We start from the raw sequence: 14,113 nt of genomic DNA, 5'->3' as shown, positions 1-14,113 counted from the left end.
CACAGTGACGCATCGGCGTTGCTTCGTCATACTTGATTAACAGAACGGTTTTTAAATCGACTTCAGGCGTTAGTATTGAGAATTTTTTTTACACTGTAACCATAATAACTAAGGCTGCCCCCAGTTGATTTGGGACAGCCTTGATTGTTTTATATAGAAATCACCGTCTTCTATTTGCCATTTTCGGCTGGCAATAATCCATCCGTTTTCATTTGGTCATAAGATTTCATGGCGATATCCTGTACGGTCTTCTCCACTGAAGAAGGGTTTACCGAAGAAGAGATGCCTGACCAAAGCAGTTTTGTATCGTCTTTTAGCGAATAGAGGCTGGTCTCTACCACATAGGTCACGTCTTCGGTATAATAGCCAGGGTCATAGTAACCACCATACCCAAATCCTCCCCAGTAATAAGGGTGCATGGACCAATAGCCCGAGTAGGAACCCGGTACCCAATCGGTGGATTTATCCTTATCCACTAATTTCATGACAATAATGCCATCAAATCCCTGCTCTTTTAAAATGTTGCTGCTTTTAGTGGTATCAGTAGCGGCAGATGCATTCATGAGCACTTGATAGGAGGGGTGAACCTTGGCATTGAGGCTGGCTACCTTGTCTTCTGCGATCCTTCTGCTGGCTTCTGAGTTACCCAATACTGCAATCATCACCTTGGTCAGTTCTACATCCTCGGGAGTGGCGTCAGGACTTTTCCATGAGCTTACAATTGATGTGGAGCTAGCGCAGCCACATGCAATGGCCACAACAAAAATCATTAATCGTTTTATCATTGTTCTGTTAAGTTTAGTGTGTACTGATTTACAGGAGTTTTTTCCTGAAGGGTGTTACTCTATTTTAGTGAATAATTTCTGGGTGGCATCTTTTATGTTTTTCTTTGCCGCTTGGTCTTTTTTGGTAATGATGCTTTTGCCTACGCCTTGCCAGACCATTTCATTGGTAGTCTTATCGACAAAATCCAGCGTGAAGGTTCCTTCATTAGAGGTTCCTACAGGGATTTCCTGTACTTCCCAGTGGTAGTTTCGTTGGCCCATATACATGGGTGGGTCACTCATCAAGTCGGTTTCCCGGGTCTGCACCTTCTCTTCTATAAACACCCCAATATTGACCAGCATTTCGGGATTTTCAGTATCCTGCTGGACACCGCGGGATTCGAGGTTTTCCTTAATGGCCTCTTTTATCCAGTCCACCCGCTGGGCATACGTGGGCAATTTGTCAATGTCCAAATCGGTTTTATAAAAGTCAAAGCTCTGATAATTTTCCAATTTGAAGTTTTCCGACTGATTGGTGTCGATTACCTTTCCCACCGTACAAGCAGATGCTACGGCCAAGAGCGATAAAAGGGCTGAGAAAGCATAGATTTTAATCCGCATCATTTTGAAGGTTTAACTGCTAAAATTTCCAGGCAAAGCCGACCATAAAATCGACACTGCTGAAGGGATCTTCCCCAAATCCGGCATTGTACTGGGCTGCCAAGTGGAGGTCCAGTCCATAAGCCAGTGGCTGCAATACACCTACTCGAGGCGCCAGACCAAACTGAAATCCATTGTCTCTTACTTGGTATTGGCCTATTTCTGTCCATTTCATGACATAGTATCCCCCAATTCCCAATCCCACATAGGGTCTTAGTTGGCCTTCTGGGGAAAGGTAGTAATTGGCTGTAGCCAAGATCGGTACGGAGTTCGTATAATTGTACCGCTTACCGGACAGGGTAACTATTTTGCCATCGATGTCAACTTTGACATTTTCAACTCCTTTAATATCCTCATAATAGGTATTGATTCCCGTGGTAATTCCCAAGCCAAGATATTCCGTAATATGATACTCATAGGCGATGTTGACCCCCCGAAAGCTGAAGTTTCCGGTATAATCTGCCACATCCCCGAGCGGGAGACTAGGTGTATAATTTACTTGAAACTGGCTAGTACCTTGTGCTTTTAAGAGTTGTACGTTTAGCAGCAGTGTAAATAGTATAATTAAGGTTTTGATGAATCTCATGGTTACTTGTTAAGATATGGTGAATCGGTAAAAATCTGATCCATTCCGCGATCAATTCGATTTTTGATATTGTTTTCGTCTCCTTGGAGCACACCGTTCAGTCCGCCGGCCCACATGACAGGAAGTCTGTCAGGTTCCCCATCACTGACAGCTTCGATACTATTTGGATCTACCATTTCTATGATAATAGTTCCTTCCCTGTAGCTGTACACACCTCCAAAGTAGCAGCAGCCTCCGGGATAATACGGATACCAGCCATCAGGAGGGTAGGGATAATAGCCCCATCCTGGCCACCAGCCCCAATAATCCCACCAAGAAACATATTGGACATTTAGTAAATCGACCACTGAGACCATTAATACCACATCGGATCCATCGCTCACAGGTTCTGTGTTTCTGTCCCAACCCATACTGCGGAATTGCTGATTTACTTCAGATAGGATATAACCTTCCATTTCTGAAGAGATTTCCGTATTGTCGTCATTAGAGATGAGCACTACGGTGTCAGGAAGGTGATAACTGCTGTAGTTGTCATAATTTACTTCGGGATCTTGAAACGTAAGGGCAATATCAAGGTCCTCGATATAATCCGCACCCTGAGGGGTACAAGCGGAAATGATTAGTAAACTACCGAAAAAGAGTAGCGATTTAAATTGCATCATTAGCTTTAATTGTGAACTTTAGAAATTATATGAACACAAGTAATCAAATAATGGATGAATAGGTAAAACTAAATCTTAAATGGTTGATAAGATTTATAAATATTACCAATTTAACCCGCTCAAAAGGCAGTCTTATGCCTTATACGCAGGTTTATTACGTTACGCTCGTAAACCCTGTTGGGAATAAATCCGTTGACCTACCATTAGTATAAAAATGATTTGAAGTTTAGATTGATTGCATTAGTTTTCGCTAATTAACCTTACATCTATGAAGCTTAAATACCTGTCTCTTTTTGTCCTATTTTTTCTACTTTTAAGTGCTCCCACATGGAGTTATGATCAGTCCAGTCATCCGTCTTCCACGATTTATCACCAGCTCCTGAAGCTGAGAGAGACCAAAAGGGTGCTCTATATCGCCGCCCATCCTGATGATGAGAATACACGGTTGATTGCTTATTTGGGTAATCATACACATGCCGAGGTAGGCTATTTGTCGCTCACCCGTGGTGATGGTGGACAAAATCTCATCGGGAAAGAGCTTGGTGTCGAATTGGGCATGATCAGGACCCAGGAATTGTTGAAGGCTCGGGAAACCGATGGTGGACAGCAGTTTTTTTCCAGGGCCATCGACTTTGGATACAGCAAAAACCCTGACGAGACGCTAAACAATTGGGACAAGGAAAAGCTTCTGGCCGATGTGATCTGGGTGATCAGAAATTTTCAGCCAGATATCATTATCAACCGCTTCAATACCACTCCCGGTGTTACCCATGGCCATCATACTACTTCTGCTATCCTGTCATTGGAAGCCTTTGAGGCGGCCGCTGATCCTACGGTATTTCCGGATCAGCTGGACATGGTGGATCCTTGGCAGGCTAAGCGGGTGTTTTGGAATGCTTATAATTGGAGGGCACCCTATCAGCCAGAAAAAGGAAAGCTGTACCACGCCTTCGAAACAGGCGCATACGATGATTTGCTTGGCCTAACATATGCGCAAATTGCTGCAGACAGCAGGACCATGCACAAATCCCAGGGCTTTGGATCCACAGCGCCTTATGGTGGGGCAGTGGATTTTATTGAACTGGTAGAAGGAGCGCCTTTTGAGCAGTCACCTTTTGAAGGGATTCCAAACAGGTGGAATGAGGTCGATCACGGCCAAGCCATACAAAGTGCCCTTGATAAGGCCGTCAACCAGTTTGATTTTGTTCACCTCGGGAATAATTTGCCCCGTTTTTTAAGGGTAAAACAGTTGCTGGATGAATTGAACCCATCTGAAAAGTGGATAAGGGAAAAGCAACACCAGATTGATCAATTGATTATAGAACTGCTTGGATTGAAGGTTGAATTTACCGCTGGACAGCAAGAAGCATACCTCGGTGAGGAGATAGAAGGGACCTTGGTGGTCAGTAATCCTTCGTCTATAAATGTAAAAGTTTTGGATTTTGACGTAATGGGCAGTAGCCATTCTTTTAAAAAGGATGTGAGTGATAATGCTGTCCTAAGGGATGAGTTGGCATTGGAGATTGCACCAACTTTGATAGCTTCGCAGCCATATTGGATTGAAAATCCTCCTCAAAACAATCTATATCAAGTATATGACCAAAATAAGATCGGAAAGGCATTTAATGATCCTACCGTCAGTGGAAAATTAACATTCCAACTTTCAGGAGAAGATTTTGTGATGGAAGTTCCTTTGAAGTATAAATATAATGACCCTGTGGATGGGGAAGTGAACCAGCCTTTTGTGCTGCTACCGCCTGTGCAGGTGTCGGTAGATCATGATCAAGTGTATGTCCTTTCGGACAAATCTGCTGAATTTTCAGTAATAGTGTCTTTTGGTACCAAAATGCTCCCGGGAAATTTACAGCTGAAAGGGCTTAAGGAGGGTGCATATAAGGTGCTTGAAAGTACTGTCAATGAGGCGAAAAAAGAAAAAACCTACCGCCTTAGTGTCAATGGCGATACCCAGACAGGCAAGACGGTGGTAACAGCCCAGTATGTTACTACTGAAGGCAAGATCTATGAAGAGGGGGTAAAGCATATTGATTATAAGCATATTCCAGCACTAACGTATTTCCCCAAGGCCAATTTTGATTTGATCAAATTGAACCTAAAGACGACAGCCCAAAATATTGGCTATATTCCTGGTGCTGGTGATGATGTCCCAGAGGTCCTGCGTAACCTAGGGTATGCCGTGACGGAATTGGAGAATGGCAGCTTGGATGCAGGTCGCTTAAAGCAATTTTCCACCGTTATTGTCGGTATCAGGGCTTTTAATGTCAATCAGCAGGTTGTGGATCAATTTGACCAATTGATGAAATACGTCGAAAATGGTGGAAATCTCATTGTCCAGTACAATACCACTGCTTCCTTGAAGACTGACCAAATGGGGCCCTATCCATTTGACATCAGCCGGAAGCGTGTAGCCGTGGAGAGTGCACCGGTAGCGGTGGACTTTGAAGGGCATCCGGTATTGCAGGGTCCCAATGTTATCGGCATGGAAGACTTTGACGGATGGATCCAAGAAAGGGGACTTTACTTTACCGAAAATTGGGATGAGCATTATGTTGCACCATTGTCCATGCATGATCCGGGAGAGTCAGCCAGTAAAGGAAGCTTGCTATTGGCCAATTACGGAAAAGGCACGTACACCTATTCAGGAATATCTTGGTTCAGGCTACTTCCCGCAGGCGTACCGGGTGCTATTAAATTATTTGTAAACTTAATCGAACAAAACAATGAGTGAACCGTCCACGAACTGGAATAGACTGTATCTTTTGCTGGTTTTGGTACTGGCGGTATTAATCGGATTGTTTTACGCCATTACACGCTATTACGCATGAGTTATCTTGATTGGATAGTACTTTTTGGTACTTTGATAGCGATCATAGGATATGGGGTTTACAAAACGTATGGTCCCAAGGACATGGATAGCTACCTCAAGGGAGGCAGTGAATTGGGCTGGTGGACGATAGGATTGTCCATTATGGCCACGCAAGCTTCAGCAATTACTTTTTTGAGTACACCCGGTCAGGCATATCAAGATGGTATGCGCTTTATCCAATTTTATTTTGGCTTGCCTATCGCCATGATTATCCTATCGGTGACCTTTATTCCCATTTATTATAAGCTAAAGATTTATACCGCTTACGAATTTCTTGAATCACGGTTTGATCTTAAAACACGGACTTTGGCAGCTTTTCTGTTTTTGATCCAGCGTGGCTTGGCAGCGGGCATTACCATTTATGGTCCAGCCATTATTCTGAGCACCCTGCTCAATTGGAACCTTACCTTTACCAATATTTTTATTGGCCTGGTCGTGATTACATATACCGTAACGGGGGGCACCAAGGCTGTTTCCATCACTCAAAAGCAACAGATGACCGTCATGATGGGAGGGATGATCCTAGCGGGAATTTTGGTTTACAATATGCTGCCGGTTTCCTTAAATGATGCCATGCATGTGGCTGGAAAAATGGGCAAGCTGAATATCGTTAGCTTTGACTTTGACCTAGGGGACCGGTATAATTTCTGGTCTGGGATAACAGGCGCGTTGTTTTTGTTTTTGTCTTATTTTGGTACAGACCAGTCCCAGGTCCAGCGCTACCTAAACGGTCGTTCGCTGCGCGAAAGTCGAATGGGATTGATTATGAATGGTTTTTTGAAAGTCCCCATGCAGTTTGTTATCCTGTTTGTCGGGGTATTGGTGTTCGTATTTTACCAATTTTATCAGCCACCTATTTTTTTTAACAAGGTTCAGACCGAAAAGCTGGCTGAAAGCAATTATAATGCTGAATTCCAACAGCTACAAGGTGCCTATGATGATGTTTTTGATGAAAAAAATACGGCTATCAAATCGATGATAGCAGCACAAAAGGAAGGGAAGACAGCTGAAGTGGAGAAACTACAGAAAGAAATTTCGGCAAAGCAGGTAGAGCAGGAAGAAATCCGCACAGGTGTCAAAGACCTGATTACCAAGAATGATCCCAATGCCGAAACGCGGGATACCGATTATGTGTTTATGCGGTTTGTGATGGACTATCTGCCAAAAGGCGTGGTGGGATTGTTGTTTGCCGTGATTTTCAGTGCAGCGATGTCCAGCACTGCTTCAGAGCTTAATGCGCTTGGTGCGACTTCTTCTGTGGATATCTATAAACGCTCGATTAACAAAGGAAAATCAGAACAGCACTATACGAAGTCTTCAAAGGTAATGACGGCCATTTGGGGTGTTTTTGCCATCCTGTTTGCTACCTACGCAACACTGTTTGAGAACTTAATCCAGGCCGTAAACCTGTTGGGCTCGCTATTTTACGGAACGATTTTAGGAATATTTCTGGTGGGATTCTATATGAAATGGGTAAAGGGACATGCCGTATTTATAGCCGCGCTGGCTGCGGAGGCGATAATTCTCTTGATCCACTGGAAAAATGGAAGCCAGCTGCTCGGTATCCCCATCGATATAGGCTATCTCTGGTACAATGCCATCGGTTGTTTATTGGTGATGGCCCTTTCGGCAGTTTTTCAAATGGTTAAGGGAGCAAAGGCTTAAGGGATAAATAAACGAGGCTGTCCCAAATGCAGATTTGTGAATGATGAGATGCCCTCGTTTATTTATTACCTGGATTGTTCGACAAACCAAAAATTGTTAAGGCCCTATTCGAAATGTTTCAATATCCAGTTCCCTGGCTTTATAACCTGAGCTCGACTTAATTTTAGTATTAAAAGCGTCATAGCGAACCCTTTCAAGGAGGATGTGGGTTGGAAAAGGGTGTGGCAACTCGCCGCGGCGAGCTGCCACGGCTTCCACCCCTCATATCTCGCTCTAAGCCTCGCAGTGACGATTTTATAATCGAACTGAGGTTTATAATTACTTTATTGCAGTGCCTTGATCAATCGGTCGTTAAGATTGACATAATCCATATTTTTTGCCTCATCAGCCAGCTGCTTGGACATTTGGGCACTTTGGATGGCTTCTTCAGTAAGGCCCAGTTTGTCCTCGATTTTTGCTTTGAGATGTACGGTCCAATATTTAGGATCTGCCGCTACAGATTTTTCTATCCATTCGTGGGCTTGCTCCATGTCTTTGTCATTGGTATAGTAATAGGAAGCCGCCTGGTAAAGCAATCCAGGATTGTCCGTTTTGGCGTCGATGACCATTTCCTGGATTTGATCCATCACGATTTGATCTACTTGGGTCTCAATGCGGAAACCTACAGCCGTTTTTTCCCAATGGAGGTTAAGTGTAGCACCGGTATCGGTCATGTCATTAAAGCTCAGCTCCATGGTTTCGTACGCTTCCTTACTTTTTTTGGCAGGAACAGTAAACCTCAAGACATCATTTTCAGGAGTGTAGCCTATGGCACCCCACAGCTCCAAGTTGTCAGACAATATAAAAGTCCATTCCTTTTTGTTGGGAATAGCATATAGGGCGTAGGTTCCAGCAGGGACTTCATTATCTTCCACGGTCACTGGAGTGCTAAAGGATATTTTGGTACTTGCATTGGCACCGGTCCGCCACACTTCACCGAAAGGAACCAAGGTGCCAAAGATTTTACGATCTTTGACGCTTGGTCTGCTATATTCTAGTTTCACGTCCGTGAGGCCTATTTTTTGACTGATGGCTGCTGCAGGACTTGCTTGTGGCATTTGGATTTGCTGTGCCTTTGTCGTCCCAAACGAAATAAGCACCAAAAGTAAAAGAAATGGAGTTGCGATAAGCTTCATAGATTTTATACGTTAGATTAAATGGTAATTATATGAGGTTTTAATTGATATAAACTCTAAAACAGGCTGTACATGATCATAAACGACCTTGATGTTCTTCCCAAATCGTTCTTTTTGAAAGAGGATGTAACAGAAATAGCGCGGCATCTTTTGGGAAAAATAATCGTAACACAAATAAATGGGGAATACACTACCGCCCGGATTGTCGAAACAGAAGCCTATGATGGTACCATAGACAAGGCATGTCATGCATTTCCGAACAAGATAACGAGAAGAACGGAGGTAATGTTCAGCGAAGGGGGAAGAAGTTACGTTTATCTTTGTTATGGCATCCATCACCTGTTTAATATCGTAACTCAACCAGAGGGAATCCCCAAAGCTGTTCTCATCAGGGCAGTAGAGCCCTTGGAAGGAAAACCTATTATGAGAAAGCGCAGAAAAGTAACGGCTGATCTGCAGCTTACCAATGGCCCAGGTAAGGCAGCGCAGGCATTGGGAATCAGTACTTTGCACAATGATGTGATCTTATATCAAAAAAATGGTATAATCAGCATTGTATGTGAAATGAATAACGTTAATTTTGAAATTAATGTAAGTACTAGGATTGGGGTGGACTATGCCGGGGAAGATGCCAAGCTTCCTTGGAGGTTTTATATCAAGAGTAATCCATACGTAAGCAAAAAATAAATGAGTTTAGCAATAATATCACCAAATAGAGACATTTCGCCGTGGTTGGAGATTTTCAAAAAGGAAGCCCCAGATATCCCCTTGGAAATCTATCCGGACATCAAGCATCCGGAAGAGGTGACCACCGCCATGGTTTGGCAGCATCCAAAGGGATCCCTGCAGTCCTTTCCCAACTTAAAGCTCATCTGCTCGATGGGGGCGGGCGTGGACCATATCCTTGGTGATGATACTATTCCAGAGGATGTATCCATTACACGGATTGTGGATCCGCGATTGACCTTTTCCATGACCAATTATGTAGTCATGGGGGTACTAAACTATCACCGGCAGATCAGGCGATATGAAGCGGACAAAAAACTGCGCAAATGGGATATGAGTAATCCAGAAATCCCCGTGAAGGTTGGTGTGCTGGGAGTGGGAGAGCTGGGAGGTGACGTGCTGGACAAGTTATCCTACATGGGCATAGAAGTTTACGGATACGGAAACAGCCCGAAACCGGACTTTAGGCATCCTTATTACCATGGGAGCCAGTTGGAAGAGTTTTTGTCAACATCGAATGTGTTGGTCTGCTTATTGCCATTGACCAAAAATACAGATGGCTTTTTGAACATGGAATTGTTCAGGAAGTGCACAGAAGGAACCTATCTGATCAATGTGGCCAGGGGGAAACACTTAGTGGAAGAGGATTTAATTACCGCTTTGGATGAAGGGCTTTTGAGCGGTGCCCTGCTGGATGTGTTTCGGAAAGAACCTCTGCCAGAAGAACATCCGTTTTGGGCGCAAGAAGGGATTACCATTACCCCTCATATAGCCAGCATTACCAATCCGGAGGCAGCTGCTCCCCAGATCATTGAAAATTACTGGAATCTAATAAAGGGACAATCTTTAGTAAATCAGATAGATAGAAAGAAAGGATATTAAATAAAATATGAACCGACATGAGTACTTTTAAGATTTTATGCCCAACTGATTTTTCGGAATGTTCGCTGAACGCACTTGAATATGCCGCTAAGCTGGGTGAAAAATATAAGGCAGAGCTGATTGTTTTTCATGTTCCAAACATGGAGGATTACAAGAAGCTGTTTAAGCAACCCAAAAGTGATGAATTGGATTTTGTCCGGCAAAAAATGGAAAATTTGGTGGCAGAAGTGTTGTTGGAGAGTAAAGATAAAGGACTTCGCTCTTGTGTACCGGTGTTGAAAGAAGGCGAAACGGTAGAAACCATCATAACATATGCCAAGACCAACAAAATAGACCTTATCGTCATGGGCACGGAAGGGATCAATGATATCAAGACGAATTTTATTGGAACAAAATCCAGCAATGTCATCGGAAGGGCAGAAAATGATGTACTTATCGTACCTCGAAAAGTGTTCTTTAAACCTCCGCGTAAATTTGTTTATGCCTCGGACTATTTGGAAGAAGATAAATTGGCGGTTCAAAAAGTAGTGGAAATGGCTCATTTTTATGACAGTGAAATAGACATCGTCCATGTGGGCACACGCGTAAAAGCAATAGACAAGGCCCTCCATCAGACCATGGTAGAAGAGATCAAGCCCTTTATCCGCTATGAAAAGACCAGTTATGTATTGAAGACTTTCAGGGATGAAGTGGGGCTGGGGCTTGAAAATTACCTTTTGACTGCCAAAGGAGATATCCTTGTTACGCTCAGTAAGAAAAAGAGTTGGTTTGATCAGCTTTTTACTAAAAACATCTCCAAGAAAATGTCTTATTTCATTAATAAACCTCTTTGGGTAATCAAGAAGGTGTAGGGGATGAAGTACGAAGTAATAGGTACGAGGTACGAAGCCAGCGCAATCGGGTTGAACCTATAATCCGGGTTCAATGCCGTTTAGTTAGTATGTACTTGGAAATATTGGTTCTATTGTTTTTCTGCTAAATTCCTAGGTGGTTTTCACCTCTATACCTTTGTCACTTTTTTGCTGCAGGTCAAAAAAGTAACCCAAAACCCCGCCGCTACGCCACGGCGCACAGGTGTGCAGCTATTGGCCTAAAATTAAAACCTCCCCTCATGCAGGCAAACTCCTCCTGTCTAAAGCCAAGCAGGCCTATCTAAAGCCAGGTAAACCTTCTTTAGCTGCCAACATTCTTTTTGGGCAGCATTTTGTCAAACAAGCCTGCCTTTTTGCCCACCCGCTTTTTAATTTCTTAACGCCCAATACCTGCAAGGCGGATTCAGTTAATAACCTGAGCTCGACTTAATTTTTGTATTAAAATCGTCATTGCGAACCCTTTTTAGGAGGATGTGGGTTGGAAAAGGGTGTGGCAACTCGCCGCGGCGAGCTGCCACGGCTTCCACCCGCTCAGGCCTCCCTCTAAGCCTCGCAGTGACGGTTTTATAATAATAAGTCCCAAAAAGGTATCGCTTCCTTATTACGGCCCTTGGTATGCCTGTTTTCCACCCGATGGTGGAGGCTGTTAAGAAAGGGAGTTGGCTCGCGTCGTGGAACAGCGAGACCCACTCGCTTTTAGGCCGTAGCCATCGGGTGGAAATTAAAATGGGTGACGGATCTCGGTCGCAGGGTAAATCCATGTCCCACTTTAAAAGGCATACCACCGGCCTGGATTTTTTTCTTTCTTTTTTCGATCAATAGCCTGCCCCGAAGGCTTTCGGGGGAAAAAAGGAAAAGGATAAAATCCACCAAAATGGCCAAAGCCATACAGTTAAAGTCAAATAGAAAAGAAACTCCTAGCAGGTGAAAACAGGGAAATGGCCTTAACTAAACGGCATTAAATCCGGGTTAAACAAAAAGAAAAAAGGTCTTTTCGTTTTTTTAAAACTACCCCGTCCTCGGAGGTAATGGCCAGAAAGTCCCCTTTAGGAGATTAAGGGGGGATGTTAGCGAATGTCTTTCGGAAGCAAAATCTTTACGCTGAAGCCAATGCCCCTTTATTTTTTCTTCCCCAATTTGGATTGGACGAAATCGAAGAACTCTGCCCGTGTACTTTTATTGCCAAGGACTTTCCCTACAGTTTTCCAATAATTGGCAAATGACAGGCCACCATCCTGCTTTTTAGGTTGATTTTTGAGCTGTTCGGGTGTTTCGGAAGCCGGTTTAGGAGAGGAGGAATCTTTTTGGGGATGGGTGTCTTTCTTCTTTATGGGCTGATATCCTACCAGGTTGTCGGCTTTATCAAAGCTCTTTTTTGACCTTTCTTTATAGCCTAGTTTTTCTTCGACAAGGCCTTTGTTGTTATAGGAGATGGCATCTTCCGGGTCCATTTCTATGGCTTTGTCGTAGTCTGCAATGGCTCCTTCCAGGTCACCGATGCGGTCTTTTAGGAAAGCCCTACTCGAGTAGCGGTAGGGGTTATTGGGGTCTAAGCTTAGGGCGCGGTCAAGTTCTGACAATGCTTCCCCATTGCGTTTTAGGAGGTGCAGTACCACAGCTCGGTCACTGATAAAGTCTGCATTATAATTGTCCGCTTTGATCAGCAGGTCAAAATCTTCCAATGCCGCATCCAATTTGCCCATTCGGGAAAGAATACGTCCCCGATGCAGCAAAAGCAGTGGTTGCTGTGGACTCTTGGTCAGTAGTTGGTCAAAAACCCCCAGTGCCTCCTCAAATTTCCCTTCTTTGTACAGCGAAATGCCTTGGTTGATATCACTCACGCGCTCTATGCTTTTAATTTCTGCCAAAATTAGCAACAATATTTATAACAGCCCATTGTTTGAATAAGTTTAACAGGAGAGGAGTTAATGTTGAAAAGGTGGAAGGTTAGCTGAGCATGATTTTCCTCCTGTACAGCTGGGCATATCCCGTTGCAATGGTTACCTCAGCGGAATCTGCTGCCAACATATCGGTTGTGTCCTCTTCCGTACGGGACGTATTTTCCGATAATATTGCCTAGATCATGGTTGGGGAGACCGCGAAATCAATCAAGATGAAGCCTTGCATTTTTATCGAAGGAATATCCCATTTCATTATTCCCAAGATGCCAATAATTTCTATATTTGAGTAGAAATAGTAAGATATGCCAAACCAACCTGAAGCAGTAATAAAGGAGTTGAAAAGCGGGAAATATGCTCCCGTTTATTTTTTACAGGGAGAGGAGCCGTATTTCATAGATGAGATCACGGATTATATTGAAGAACATGCCATTCCGGAACACGAAAAGGGCTTTAACCAGATCATGATGTATGGGAAGGACGCCTCCATGAACACCGTCCTGACCAATGCCCGCCGATTTCCGATGATGGCCGAGCGGCAAGTAGTCATCGTCAAGGAAGCCCAAAACCTTCCCGACCTGGGCAAAGAGGCAGGTGATAATTTGCTGATCAATTACCTCTCCAATCCATTGCCGAGTACCATTTTGGTGTTTGCACACAAGTATAAGTTGCTGGATGGAAGGAAGGCATTGGCCAAAGAGCTTGACAAGAAAGCCGTGTTGGTGAAATCCGCTAAGGTGCCGGAATATAAGCTCAGCCCTTGGATAGACGGCTACATGAAAAGCAAGGGCTTTACCATTGAGCCCAAGGCCTGTCAGATCGTGGCAGAATCCATCGGGAACAACTTGGAGGTATTGACCAATGAGATCGATAAGATGCTGATCAACTTCAGTGAGCCGGTGCAGATCGACAGCAATCACATTCAACAGTTTATCGGGATCAATAAAGACTATAACAATTTTGAACTGACCAAGGCATTGAGCTTTAGGGATGTCCTGAAAGCCAACAAGATCATTCATTATTTTAGTCAAAACCCAAAGTCCAATCCACTCATCCCGATCATTGCCTTGCTTTACCTGCACTTTTCGAGATTACTATTGGTGCATGCCAACAAAAGCCAAGGGGAGCGTGAGCTGGCAGGAAAACTAAAGGTCAACCCGTATTTTATGAAAGAATATATGATTGCGGCCAAAAACTATCCTTTAGGCAAGGTTATTGATAACATCGGATACTTAAAGGAAGCTGATCTTCGTTCAAAGGGTATCGACGCCAATGGTATGAACGAGCCAGAAATCCTCAAGGAACTTGTATTTAAATTGATGCATTAAGGTACACCATT

General features: G+C 43.7%; 13 protein-coding genes. 7 read left to right on the top strand and 6 right to left on the bottom strand.

Annotated features, from left to right (window positions below):
• Positions 1-170: 170 nt before the first annotated feature.
• The 4 genes from FDP09_RS16755 to FDP09_RS16740 are packed head-to-tail and all read right to left on the bottom strand — an operon-like array spanning position 171 to position 2,672.
• Positions 171-785 carry a hypothetical protein gene (locus FDP09_RS16755; RefSeq protein ID WP_137403764.1) on the bottom strand — a complete coding sequence of 205 codons (615 nt, stop codon included), beginning with the start codon at positions 783-785 and terminating at the stop codon, positions 171-173.
• A 54-nt stretch (positions 786-839) separates the two neighbouring features.
• Entirely contained in the window at positions 840-1,388 is a 549-nt protein-coding gene (locus tag FDP09_RS16750; RefSeq protein ID WP_229683531.1) for a DUF4136 domain-containing protein, read from the bottom strand.
• 16 nt (positions 1,389-1,404) lie between these two features.
• Complete coding sequence (locus FDP09_RS16745) at positions 1,405-2,010, bottom strand: OmpW family outer membrane protein (protein WP_137403763.1); 606 nt, start codon at positions 2,008-2,010, stop codon at positions 1,405-1,407.
• Between the two features lie 2 nt (positions 2,011-2,012).
• Entirely contained in the window at positions 2,013-2,672 is a 660-nt protein-coding gene (locus tag FDP09_RS16740) for a DUF4136 domain-containing protein (RefSeq protein ID WP_137403762.1), read from the bottom strand.
• Between the two features lie 268 nt (positions 2,673-2,940).
• On the opposite strand from FDP09_RS16740, the gene FDP09_RS16735 reads away from it, so the two are divergent.
• The gene (locus tag FDP09_RS16735; protein WP_137403761.1) at positions 2,941-5,418 is read left to right on the top strand and encodes a PIG-L family deacetylase; all 2,478 of its coding nucleotides are present in this window, start codon (positions 2,941-2,943) and stop codon (positions 5,416-5,418) included.
• Between the two features lie 93 nt (positions 5,419-5,511).
• Positions 5,512-7,221, top strand: coding sequence for a sodium:solute symporter (locus FDP09_RS16730; protein WP_137403760.1), 1,710 nt, complete (start codon positions 5,512-5,514; stop codon positions 7,219-7,221).
• A gap of 323 nt (positions 7,222-7,544) precedes the next feature.
• Here FDP09_RS16730 and FDP09_RS16725 read toward each other — a convergent pair whose 3' ends face one another.
• The gene (locus tag FDP09_RS16725; RefSeq protein WP_137403759.1) at positions 7,545-8,396 is read right to left on the bottom strand and encodes a DUF2911 domain-containing protein; all 852 of its coding nucleotides are present in this window, start codon (positions 8,394-8,396) and stop codon (positions 7,545-7,547) included.
• A 72-nt stretch (positions 8,397-8,468) separates the two neighbouring features.
• Here FDP09_RS16725 and FDP09_RS16720 point away from each other — a divergent pair, with 72 nt between their 5' ends.
• From FDP09_RS16720 to FDP09_RS16705, 4 genes are all read left to right on the top strand, one after another.
• Positions 8,469-9,083: a DNA-3-methyladenine glycosylase gene (locus FDP09_RS16720; RefSeq protein ID WP_137403758.1), complete on the top strand. Its 615-nt coding sequence runs from the start codon at positions 8,469-8,471 to the stop codon at positions 9,081-9,083.
• Positions 9,084-10,004 carry a 2-hydroxyacid dehydrogenase gene (locus tag FDP09_RS16715; RefSeq protein ID WP_137403757.1) on the top strand — a complete coding sequence of 307 codons (921 nt, stop codon included), beginning with the start codon at positions 9,084-9,086 and terminating at the stop codon, positions 10,002-10,004.
• Positions 10,005-10,021: 17 nt separating this feature from the next.
• On the top strand, positions 10,022-10,855 hold the full coding sequence (locus FDP09_RS16710) for a universal stress protein (protein WP_137403756.1): 834 nt from the start codon (positions 10,022-10,024) through the stop codon (positions 10,853-10,855).
• Positions 10,856-11,491: 636 nt separating this feature from the next.
• Positions 11,492-11,698, top strand: a complete 207-nt coding sequence (locus tag FDP09_RS16705) for a hypothetical protein (protein WP_137403755.1) — start codon at positions 11,492-11,494, stop codon at positions 11,696-11,698.
• 296 nt (positions 11,699-11,994) lie between these two features.
• On the opposite strand, the gene FDP09_RS16700 is transcribed toward FDP09_RS16705, so the two are convergent.
• Positions 11,995-12,744 carry a tetratricopeptide repeat protein gene (locus tag FDP09_RS16700; RefSeq protein WP_229683532.1) on the bottom strand — a complete coding sequence of 250 codons (750 nt, stop codon included), beginning with the start codon at positions 12,742-12,744 and terminating at the stop codon, positions 11,995-11,997.
• A gap of 335 nt (positions 12,745-13,079) precedes the next feature.
• On the opposite strand from FDP09_RS16700, the gene holA reads away from it, so the two are divergent.
• Positions 13,080-14,102 (top strand): DNA polymerase III subunit delta, encoded by a 1,023-nt coding sequence (holA, locus tag FDP09_RS16695; protein ID WP_137403754.1) that lies wholly within the window; start codon positions 13,080-13,082, stop codon positions 14,100-14,102.
• Positions 14,103-14,113: the final 11 nt, after the last annotated feature.

It is taken from the genome of Echinicola rosea, assembly GCF_005281475.1.
Lineage (GTDB): Bacteria > Bacteroidota > Bacteroidia > Cytophagales > Cyclobacteriaceae > Echinicola > Echinicola rosea.
Note: the sequence above shows the minus strand (reverse complement) of the source record. Positions and strands in the feature narration are given on the sequence as shown.

Bases quoted from the DNA above. Each gene is read 5' to 3' on its own strand.
- FDP09_RS16735 (WP_137403761.1), top strand. From the start codon at position 2,941: ATGAAGCTTAAATACCTGTCTCTTTTTGTCCTATTTTTTCTACTTTTA.
- FDP09_RS16715 (WP_137403757.1), top strand. From the start codon at position 9,084: ATGAGTTTAGCAATAATATCACCAAATAGAGACATTTCGCCGTGGTTG.
- holA (WP_137403754.1), top strand. From the start codon at position 13,080: ATGCCAAACCAACCTGAAGCAGTAATAAAGGAGTTGAAAAGCGGGAAA.
- FDP09_RS16750 (WP_229683531.1), bottom strand. From the start codon at position 1,388: ATGATGCGGATTAAAATCTATGCTTTCTCAGCCCTTTTATCGCTCTTG.
- FDP09_RS16720 (WP_137403758.1), top strand. From the start codon at position 8,469: ATGATCATAAACGACCTTGATGTTCTTCCCAAATCGTTCTTTTTGAAA.
- FDP09_RS16710 (WP_137403756.1), top strand. From the start codon at position 10,022: ATGAGTACTTTTAAGATTTTATGCCCAACTGATTTTTCGGAATGTTCG.
- FDP09_RS16725 (WP_137403759.1), bottom strand. From the start codon at position 8,396: ATGAAGCTTATCGCAACTCCATTTCTTTTACTTTTGGTGCTTATTTCG.
- FDP09_RS16730 (WP_137403760.1), top strand. From the start codon at position 5,512: ATGAGTTATCTTGATTGGATAGTACTTTTTGGTACTTTGATAGCGATC.
- FDP09_RS16755 (WP_137403764.1), bottom strand. From the start codon at position 785: ATGATAAAACGATTAATGATTTTTGTTGTGGCCATTGCATGTGGCTGC.
- FDP09_RS16740 (WP_137403762.1), bottom strand. From the start codon at position 2,672: ATGATGCAATTTAAATCGCTACTCTTTTTCGGTAGTTTACTAATCATT.
- FDP09_RS16705 (WP_137403755.1), top strand. From the start codon at position 11,492: ATGCCTGTTTTCCACCCGATGGTGGAGGCTGTTAAGAAAGGGAGTTGG.
- FDP09_RS16745 (WP_137403763.1), bottom strand. From the start codon at position 2,010: ATGAGATTCATCAAAACCTTAATTATACTATTTACACTGCTGCTAAAC.